This window comes from Microcystis sp. M015S2, assembly GCF_020245945.1.
Lineage (GTDB): Bacteria > Cyanobacteriota > Cyanobacteriia > Cyanobacteriales > Microcystaceae > Microcystis.
On sequence record NZ_JADBTX010000140.1, the window covers coordinates 1 to 9,169 of the forward strand.

Here is a 9,169-nt window from a genome sequence, read left to right on the forward strand (position 1 = left end):
AACAAATTCATCTTAGTAAAACCATTCCTAGCGAAATAAAAAACTACACTTCTGTATTTTATTTTTATTATTCAAAAAACATAAATGAAATAATAGAAGCAATGCCTGATTTTAAGGAATCGATAAGTTATCTATCTGCTTTTGACAGGCCTGAGCCAGACAAAATCGAATGTGTTGCGACCGTTTTATTGGGAGCTTGGTATTCAATAGATACGTCAGAAGTTTCGGTGAGCGAGCTTTTACACAAAGCCCAAACTACCCAGCCATCATACATCCGATTGTTTAGTTCGGATATTGAGCTAGATCCAGGAATGCGAAGTATTTTGGATCGGATTCCCAGATTCCAGTATAATGTCTCTAAGGGATTTTTGCATTGGGATTATGCTGATGGTTTAGATACGGGAACCATATATCATGATATAGAAAGTTCAAATTTCAAAAAAATTCAAGATTTAATCAAGCAATTTCAGCCCACCTCTTTTGAAGACTTGGAGAAGTTTTTAATAAGTACCTAAGCAAAATTAATTACACATATCTAACCACCTCTTGCCTCTTGCCCCTTGCCTCTTGCCTATCTTCACTAGGAAATTAATTTTGCACGACTACTTATGACCAGACAAACATCTAATTTTGTTAACAATGATCGCACAATCCTTACCTACCTTGAAATTTTAGCAAATAAAAGTATTGAACCTGAAAGGTATCGTGAAGTAATGGAACAACTCGGTAATAAGCTCGGGCAAATAATTTTAAATAGAGTTATCGATAGCTCACCCCATAGCCTATATTTAGCCTCTACCGTTGAAGATGCTGATTTTTTAGCAAAAGGCATTATCCTACAGTTAGAGAACCATTTTTCTAACATAGGATATGCTTGTTTTTGGAACAAAAGATTTTCTCCTTTTGGAATTAGCGACTTAAAAGTAGCTCCAATTCTAAAAAAATATCAGGAACCCAGCCCCAGCAATATCGATTATTTGATTATTGTTAAGTCTATTATTTCTGGAGCTTGCGTAGTCAAAACAAACCTTGTCAATTTAATTCAAAAAATTAATCCAAATAAAATTTTAATCGTAGCTCCAGTAATGTATATTAATGCAGAAGAAAAATTAAAAATTGAATTTGAACGAAAAATATCTAATAAATTTGAATTCATATATTTTGCAAAAGATGATCAGCGAACGTCAGACGGTGAGGTGATACCTGGCATTGGCGGCTCTGTGTACGAAAGGCTTGGTTTTCAAGGACAAGATGACAAGAACACTTATATCCCAGAACTGGTTCGCTCTCGACGAGCTAGATTAGTCAGCGCTTAGAATTTTTTATAAGGTTTACTACCCTAACCCCGATTAGCTTTGAAACACTTCTCACAGGGAAAATGCCCAAAAATGGGGAATATTGGGCATTTTCCTAATGGGTAGGGGTTAGCGTTTAAGCTAGTTTCGACACTTCTAATGTAAAAACCCTTAAAACCCTTAAAACTCTTACAGGGTAAGGGTTTTGCCACATTCATTTTGTAGTTTTTCTGGTTTTTTTTGACCTATTCCTATTAGTCATTCTTTGGTTTTATTGGGTTTTCTGTCATTATTAAATCAATTCTTTAATGGTGGAACCCCTTAATTATGGTGATTTTAACCAAAAAGGGACAGAATTAAGGGTAAACGTTGGGAATGGCAGTCATAATCTGTATCTATGGGATATTGGCTATTTTTCGAGGATTATCGCCTAAAATGCTCATTTTTGGCTGATAAAAATCACAATTTTTGTACCGTCTTTTAAAAGTCAAAAATGACCTATACAAGGGATTATGGTGATTTTTGGCTCTATTGTCAGCTAAAATGCCGGGCCCTGCTTTTATGGGTTTATTTTGGCTGTTATCGGTTTTTTCTCAGAAAATACCGATAAATGGGGGGATAATCCTTCGGAATATGCTGATCGATGTCAATTTAACGAGAATAAAACTAAAATAGTGTGGATAATCTAAAGGATTAGCCTTAATCAGGAGAATGCCCATTTTTCCTAATCTAGGGCATTCTCCCAATGGGATTGGAATAACCAGAACGATTTAAATCGGTGTGTCACACCCCCCTAGCACTAATAAATATATTTATAGGGGGGGTGTGCCGGGCATTAAGCGGCAATCTCGATTATCTCTCCGTATTTGTCAGGGTGATCAACTAGGTCCCTCTCTAGCCAAACATCGAAGACCTCCCCCCGTCCATCAACGAGAGGGTCACACCCCTGATAGAGACGATAACGGGTTCCATCTTCGCGCCGGCGCTGGCCCACGCAATTTAGCTTTAATCCTAGTAGCTTTAAAAGCCTTTGAGCGAAGCTTATAGGGCTATCTTTCATAGATAAGGTAAATCCCAAAATTGACTTAATTTGGCTAATTATTCGGGGATTCCGAAACTTCTCTACCCAATCAGCAAGGCTGTCCCCTGTAAACTCTTTTTCAGCGCCGAAAAATTGTTCAACGTTGAGAATCTTCATTAACTGAATTTTGCCCGATAAAAGCGATTTATTAAAATCGGCTTTAAAGATTTTACCCTCACCATTTTCTAGGGCATCATCTAATTTTTTCTTGTCGCGATCAACTAAGAAATCGTTACCAATTGTTAAAAAATAGTGTAATCTTATCTGTGGATACCAGTTATCGTCATCCTTGATAATTAATTCATCGGTGATATTGCAATCTTTTGGCCAATATTTTCGTTCTATTTTTGCTCGCTGTAGCTGGCTTCTTTCCTTGTCAGTCATTCCTTTTTTTTCTTTTTCCTCTAGCGCGGCAAGCTCTGAGTTAGTGATAGAATCTGAGTCTATAATCTCTTTTCTCTTGGCTGCATAATTATCATTTTTTGCCTCTTTAATTTTTTCTTTTACAGCATCGATAGAAACATCATCTTCATCATCTCCGCTATAAATTATATACCCTTCTTTTTCTAGTTTCTTGAGAGCATATTCAGCGTATTTTCTATTTTCCAGATTAATCTTAACGGCATTTTTTGCCCATAGACTAAGGCTAGGGGAATATTTCTCACCATCTTCTAAAAAGGTAAATTCTGGAATCTCTCTCAACCCTACAGATTGCAGTGATCTAATGGTATTTTTAGCTTTAAAATGTTCCCCCGCTAATAGCTGATTTAAATCGGTTGATCCGTTACCTATCTTAATAGGAGAAAAGTCCTTAATGTATATGTGGCGCGGTATATCAGCCCTTACCCGTGCTAATGTTTGAGCAAAACTATCCACTGTTTGAACACCATGAGAAATGGCGAAAACCGCGTCAAAATGATTAACATCTATACTCACCCCCGTCTCAATTACGGGGCTACAAATAACCAGATCATATTGAGGTAAAATCTGGTTAAGGTTCGCCATGCACCCATAGGCAGAATGGGAAGGATCAGCCACACTCTCGCTATCAATTCGCAATATCTTGATCCACGGGTATTTTTTCTTGAAATAGTATTCTAGATTGCGGGTTCCCCAATTAGATTTGTGCTTTTGTCCGTCCGTGTGGATGATTAATTTTTGGTCAATAGAGAGGGCGATTTCTGTTTTTTTAATCAAAGCAGCAGGGCTATCATAAACAATTAAATCCCTTCTTACAGGGGATTTATAGCTATTTTCTAAGATAAAAGATTCAACAGGATAACCGATCAGCGATCGGACATAACTGATAGCATTCATACTTAAATCAGCATCAGCTAGATAGATTTTTCCCCCTGTACTTACTACAATTCTGAATAATTCTCGTAGGCAATCGATAATTTTTACCCTGTATTTTTCGCAGGTAGGGGAATTAACTAAATGCCAAAAAACCTGCTCACACTCATCTATTATGATTGTGGTATTTTCCCAATCAAGGGGATTGAAACTAGGATCGGCTTTTGGGTGTAGGCTATTTACACATAGGCAGTATCCTAATAGGCTACCGTCCCCGCTTTTTACCAATTCAGAGCGATAATTTATCCCAAACCGACGGGATAATTCGCGTCCTAATTGCACTCTGTGACCGATTACTAATACTCGCTCACCCTTAGCTAATAGCGGCGCTATTTTTGCGGCTATAAACTCAGTTTTTCCCGTCCCTTTTGGTGCTTTAATCCCTATGATTTTGGCACTCTCAGGCACTTCTAAAGATTGGGGGATATATCTTTCGTTGATGGTTAGATCGGCTTTAATCTTCGAGAAATTCTCGATCTTATAAGCATCTAAAGAGATTCTCCCAGAGAATATCTGATCGAGGTCATTCTCACCCTTGGCAGCGATGAAATCATCTATTCCCTTATAAGATTTATCCCACCGGGCCACAGATACCTTACAGCCTCTATAGCCTAGAAGTTTCCCTGTTTTTTCGATCGCTCTCCGGACATTCTCGATCGTCTTGGGCTTAGTGTCCTGATCAAAGAAAAAGCTTATCTCCCGTCCCCCCCCGCAAAACGGCAGCAATTGGGGGATTAGGCGCGGCAAGTCAATCGGCTGCCCGTGGCAATCCTTAAGCTGCCTGTACCCTGAGTAAATCCCCGGCAGTGCTATCGCTACATACCCGGCAGTAAGCAGGGAGCCTGCTTTTTTGGCCCCCTCGGTAATCAAGAGAGTGATTACCGAGGGGTTATCGAGGACCCATTGCCAAAATGTCACACCGGGTGTGTCACTTAAATTACTTATTAGGGGGGGTGTGTCAGTGTCCCTTGTTGGCAATAGGCAATAGGGCGCGATTCCATATTTATCGCCTATTGCTTGCCAGATATGATCCGGCACTCTGAGAGCGAAGATTTCTGTAGGGGTTTTAGCGGGGTGTTCATATTTGATCGGTTTCCCTTTATCCTGAGAGATTCGCGGGCTATCGGGCTTAAAGCATCCCCACCGCGATGGCTGCCCGGTAAGCACGTCTACTCCCCCGGCCCACCATCCTTCGTTACTCATATCCTTGTAGCGTTCAAGGATTTTGGCCACGGGTGAGGTCGCATACTGGAAGGAATGGGGAACCTTTTGATCTTTCCCTATGGCTTCGATCGCATTCTCAGTCAGACGCTCGATCGCTTCATCCCCCTCTAAAGATTCCACGTTTAGCCGGATAATTTCAGGATCGACCGCGCTCGATCGCCATTCTTGGAAGTGAGAGGACTTAAGCATTGTGGCCCCCCATTTTGCGATCGAATTCTCTCGCGCTCACCCATCTTTGAAACCGTCCACAATCCCGGCAATCAAGACGAAAATGGTGGGGGTTGCCCGAACTGCGATCGACCGATGTGATGATGCCCTGACTTCCCCCACAACCCTGACAGGGATTTTTTAACCGGCAAGGTATCGCTGATTTATTCTGGTTCGTTTGTACTGAAAAATCCCTTTTTTCAGGATTTTTGGGAAAAATCCTTGACTTTAAACTTCTATTAGTGTTATATTTGTCCATAATAATAATAATTTTTGTGAAACCGCCCCCTAGTTTGGAGACTATAGGCGGTTACTTCTTTTTAGGCGGTTTTTTGTGAATCAAGATAATCTTTGACTATTTCGCGAATCATCAGACCCTGACTCCATCCTCGCTTTTTGGCCAATTGCTTGATTTCTGCTTTCATGGAATGTGGAAAGTAAACGCTTGATTGTCTCATTTTTTCCGCTTCTAACATTTTGACCTCTCTCGATTTTCAATCCTAAAAATCATAATAACACAAAAAACCTGATCAGTACAACTTGGGTACTAATTTTATAAAAAACTTTTGTGAAGTTCCCAAAATCAGCACTCCCAAAAGCCAAAACCCAATCAGGATAAGGGTTACACGGAATGAGATTAATTGATACTTACAAAAAACTTACAAAAAACTTACATATCATTAGCCTCATCTTTGCTTTTTGCCTTAACCGTGACCTCAATCTTGAGGGGTAAAATCGCTGTAAATTCTGTCATGTTTTCCTCTCCTATGGGGGGAATATCCCCCCGGTAATTAATCATTTAGAGTGCGAATTTCTTTTGAGCGCTTAAGTAGAGTGTCGTCGCGATCGCCCGACGGTCCTCATCCTCAACCCCGATGGTTGACTCAACTTGATCGAGACAATATTTATAAAGTTTTGCCATTTCTTGCACATAATTGGCAATCTCACGCTTTTGATTAGGGTTTAGGGTTGATTGCTCACTCTCGCTAGGTTTCTCGATTACATGGTTGCAAGAGTAAACGGGCTTAACAGGTATGGGGGAATCTGGCAAGGGTTGACCTAAATTAGCAAGGTTCGGATCCTCGATCAGGGAGTATTTACCTTTATTGTCGAGGGTTAAAGTTAGCCGCGCATTCTTAATGACGTGCTTCTGGGAGTAATCATCATCCCCACCGCGCCACACGGTCACTTTCTCGCCGGTATCGCGTCTTACACAGTCGATAACGGTTCTTTCCCCGTATTTTGTCGTTACGCGCCGGGCGCGGTCGGTTGCGATTGCGTCGATAAGTTGCATAATAGAGATAAGCCTCAATGTTGGGTTTACGAGAGAAGCAATCGCGCTGAGTGGAATTAGAGCGGTTGCTTCTCTATATTTACTATATTAACACTTACTTAGTACCATGTCAAGTATCTAGCACTAATTAATTATGCTATATTAATAGTGTAAGGTTTTAGTATTATGGACATGAAAGAGTTAAGACTGAGAAGCGGCAAAAGGGCCGAAAACATAGCAGTAGAGCTAGATATAGCAATCTCTACCGTTAGGAATTGGGATCAACTTAAATCAGTGCCGCGCATGACCCCTACAGGATTTAAGCGGCTTATGGAAGTTTATGGGTGTAGTCTCGATGAATTGATAGAAGCGGAAAAAATCGCTAGAGAAGCGCAAAAAGACCACTAACCCCTAACCCCTAACCCCTTGCCGGGTATCCCCTGACTTGGTAATTTTGAATCTTTACCGATCTAGGGAACCTGTGAAATGCGATCGCAACGGCCAAGCAAAAATCCTGACAGATAGCGAGATTACCGCTATATTTAGCCTTTTTTCCGAGAGGGATAGGGCTGTGTTTGCTATCTGTCTTTATTGTGGCTGTAGGATTAGTGAGGCCTTGTCGATTAGATCGGGGGATATTGCCGGCGGGGTGATTACTCTCAGGAAAAATTCGACTAAAGGAAAGAAGCGATCGAGGTCTATCCCTATATCCCCTAATCTTGAGCCAATTCTTAGGGATTATTTAGCGATCGCTTCCCCCAGTGAGTTTCTTTTTCCGGGCCGGGACGGGACAAAACCCTTAACAACGGCCTATGCTGATTTAGCCCTAAGACAGTCCTGCACGGAATTGGGATTAAAGGGTATCAGTACCCATAGTTTCCGTAGGACAGCGTTGACACGAATGCACTTAGCGGGTGTTCCCCTAAGAACAATTCAGAAAATCTCAGGACACTCATCCTTAGCGGCCTTGTCTGTTTATCTGGAAGTTACGGATGAGAATATTAGGGACGCGGTAATGTTCATTTAATGCGATCGAGTGCCAATTCCTAAACTGTCTATCTTGGCTAGACATTGGCTAGACAATTGGCTATCCTATGAATAGACGGATAGACAACGGATAGACAACTATGGCACGCGACAAACTAATCACAATCAGGATTGAAGGGGAAAAAAGAGACGCTTTTAATCAATTGGCTAAAAGCCAAAACACTGACACAGCCTCACTTCTATACGATTTTATTAATCAATGCCTAGACGGTAGGATAGACATATCGCTAGTCACGGGAAAAAAGCAGTGGATAGACAAGATAGACAATCAGCTAGACACTAATCGACTAGACAAATTAGAGGCAACTACTCAAAGGATAGACAGGATAGACATAGCTATTCAACGCCTAGACAATCGGATAGACGGGATAGAGACGATTACTCAAAGACTAGCCAAAAGGCTAGACGATTGGATAGAAGCAATTGACGATCGCTTGACCGATTGCGATCAGTTATTATCAAACAAAATCACTAGCCTAGAGCATCGCTTGAATGCCCTATCTATCCAATTGGATAGCCAACAGGATAGCCAATTAGATAGACAACAGGAAAACCCTGATATGGGAACCGTGGTAACGGTTGAGGCTGCTGATAAAGATAAACCGGTCACGGACGCGATCGGTCCCGTTCCGGGTGACAGTCCACAGCTAAAAAATCAACCGAGTGAGGCTGTGGACATAGAGAACCGACAAGGCTTAACCAATGACCAATTAAGTAAAAAGATAGGCATACCAACCTCAACTATCGAAAAGTGGAAGGGGAAGATTCGCGAGGGGAAAGAAATCACGTCAACAAAATACCCTAAATTTTTTAAACAGTGGACACTTAATCTTGCTGATAGCCTTTGGTATGAAGTCTAATCACTTCCCAGTAGGAAAATGCCTAATATTAAGTCCTCAAGAACAACGAGATAGCTCTTTTAGGTTCTGTGTGATAAGTTTAACTTACATAGGATCGATCTTTGTGTCCTTTGTGTCTTTGTGGTTCATTCCACCCCCTTGCTAGGAGGAATGTATCTTAGAATACATTTTACCTACCAAACCCAAGAGAACCACAAGATAAAGAAGTACGGTGAATACAGCATCCATCGCCTAGTTCTAGAGGCTTGGGATTCAATGAAATAATCAAATAATTTCTTATTTTTCTGAAAAATTATGTACAAAGACGAATTAATTCAAACAATTTTTGGTGAAGATGCCTTAACGTATATCAAAAATAAAAATAGAGGAGGAACCAACAATAATAAGGGAAAAGAATACGAGGATTTTTTTGCCATATACAAATTGAGCGAAATAGCTAAACAGATAGTTGAAGAAGGCATTGATGCTAAATTTTTTAGTCAACTCAAAACTTTTGTAGATGATTTAGTAATTGATTTTCCAAAATTACGAATACATTATCAATTAAAAAACAAAGAAAAAGGTATTTCTTGGGGAAATTCCGATACATTAAAATCTATCGCTTATGATTTTTACTCGCAGTACAGAATTAATGAAACAATAAAGTTAGAAGAAACTCAATTATGTTTAGTTACCAACAAAAAACAACAACAAATTCATCTTAGTAAAACCATTCCTAGCGAAATAAAAAACTACACTTCTGTATTTTATTTTTATTATTCAAAAAACATAAATGAAATAATAGAAGCAATGCCTGATTTTAAGGAATCGATAAGTTATCTATCTGCTT

General features: G+C 40.1%; 10 protein-coding genes. 6 read left to right on the forward strand and 4 right to left on the reverse strand.

The window, feature by feature from the left end; all coding sequences use genetic code 11:
* Together IM473_RS22050 and IM473_RS22055 are read left to right on the forward strand one after the other, a co-directional pair.
* The coding region (locus IM473_RS22050) for a hypothetical protein (RefSeq protein WP_502845936.1) at positions 1 to 515 on the forward strand (515 nt) is incomplete at its 5' end.
* Between the two features lie 93 nt (positions 516 to 608).
* Positions 609 to 1,316 (forward strand): hypothetical protein, encoded by a 708-nt coding sequence (locus IM473_RS22055; RefSeq protein ID WP_287658975.1) that lies wholly within the window; start codon positions 609 to 611, stop codon positions 1,314 to 1,316.
* Between the two features lie 814 nt (positions 1,317 to 2,130).
* On the opposite strand, the gene IM473_RS22060 is transcribed toward IM473_RS22055, so the two are convergent.
* The 4 genes from IM473_RS22060 to IM473_RS22075 form a co-directional block, all read right to left on the reverse strand.
* Positions 2,131 to 5,142, reverse strand: a complete 3,012-nt coding sequence (locus tag IM473_RS22060; protein ID WP_287658987.1) for a plasmid replication protein, CyRepA1 family — start codon at positions 5,140 to 5,142, stop codon at positions 2,131 to 2,133.
* Between the two features lie 338 nt (positions 5,143 to 5,480).
* Positions 5,481 to 5,636 carry a ribbon-helix-helix domain-containing protein gene (locus tag IM473_RS22065; RefSeq protein WP_287658984.1) on the reverse strand — a complete coding sequence of 52 codons (156 nt, stop codon included), beginning with the start codon at positions 5,634 to 5,636 and terminating at the stop codon, positions 5,481 to 5,483.
* A gap of 194 nt (positions 5,637 to 5,830) precedes the next feature.
* Positions 5,831 to 5,959 carry a hypothetical protein gene (locus IM473_RS22070; RefSeq protein ID WP_287658983.1) on the reverse strand — a complete coding sequence of 43 codons (129 nt, stop codon included), beginning with the start codon at positions 5,957 to 5,959 and terminating at the stop codon, positions 5,831 to 5,833.
* Positions 5,960 to 6,454, reverse strand: coding sequence for a hypothetical protein (locus IM473_RS22075; RefSeq protein WP_287658981.1), 495 nt, complete (start codon positions 6,452 to 6,454; stop codon positions 5,960 to 5,962).
* Positions 6,455 to 6,625: 171 nt separating this feature from the next.
* Here IM473_RS22075 and IM473_RS22080 point away from each other — a divergent pair, with 171 nt between their 5' ends.
* The 4 genes from IM473_RS22080 to IM473_RS22095 form a co-directional block, all read left to right on the forward strand.
* On the forward strand, positions 6,626 to 6,841 hold the full coding sequence (locus IM473_RS22080) for a helix-turn-helix domain-containing protein (RefSeq protein WP_287690558.1): 216 nt from the start codon (positions 6,626 to 6,628) through the stop codon (positions 6,839 to 6,841).
* A gap of 73 nt (positions 6,842 to 6,914) precedes the next feature.
* Positions 6,915 to 7,460 (forward strand): tyrosine-type recombinase/integrase, encoded by a 546-nt coding sequence (locus tag IM473_RS22085; RefSeq protein ID WP_287658979.1) that lies wholly within the window; start codon positions 6,915 to 6,917, stop codon positions 7,458 to 7,460.
* Positions 7,461 to 7,560: 100 nt separating this feature from the next.
* Positions 7,561 to 8,340, forward strand: a complete 780-nt coding sequence (locus tag IM473_RS22090; protein WP_287658978.1) for a hypothetical protein — start codon at positions 7,561 to 7,563, stop codon at positions 8,338 to 8,340.
* 294 nt (positions 8,341 to 8,634) lie between these two features.
* Positions 8,635 to 9,169: hypothetical protein (locus IM473_RS22095; RefSeq protein WP_502845937.1), on the forward strand; the 535-nt coding region annotated here is incomplete at its 3' end.

Excerpts from the sequence above, each read along its gene's own strand:
- IM473_RS22055 (WP_287658975.1), top strand. The coding sequence starts at position 609 with ATGACCAGACAAACATCTAATTTTGTTAACAATGATCGCACAATCCTT.
- IM473_RS22060 (WP_287658987.1), bottom strand. The coding sequence starts at position 5,142 with ATGCTTAAGTCCTCTCACTTCCAAGAATGGCGATCGAGCGCGGTCGAT.
- IM473_RS22065 (WP_287658984.1), bottom strand. The coding sequence starts at position 5,636 with ATGTTAGAAGCGGAAAAAATGAGACAATCAAGCGTTTACTTTCCACAT.
- IM473_RS22070 (WP_287658983.1), bottom strand. The coding sequence starts at position 5,959 with ATGATTAATTACCGGGGGGATATTCCCCCCATAGGAGAGGAAAACATG.
- IM473_RS22075 (WP_287658981.1), bottom strand. The coding sequence starts at position 6,454 with ATGCAACTTATCGACGCAATCGCAACCGACCGCGCCCGGCGCGTAACG.
- IM473_RS22080 (WP_287690558.1), top strand. The coding sequence starts at position 6,626 with ATGAAAGAGTTAAGACTGAGAAGCGGCAAAAGGGCCGAAAACATAGCA.
- IM473_RS22090 (WP_287658978.1), top strand. The coding sequence starts at position 7,561 with ATGGCACGCGACAAACTAATCACAATCAGGATTGAAGGGGAAAAAAGA.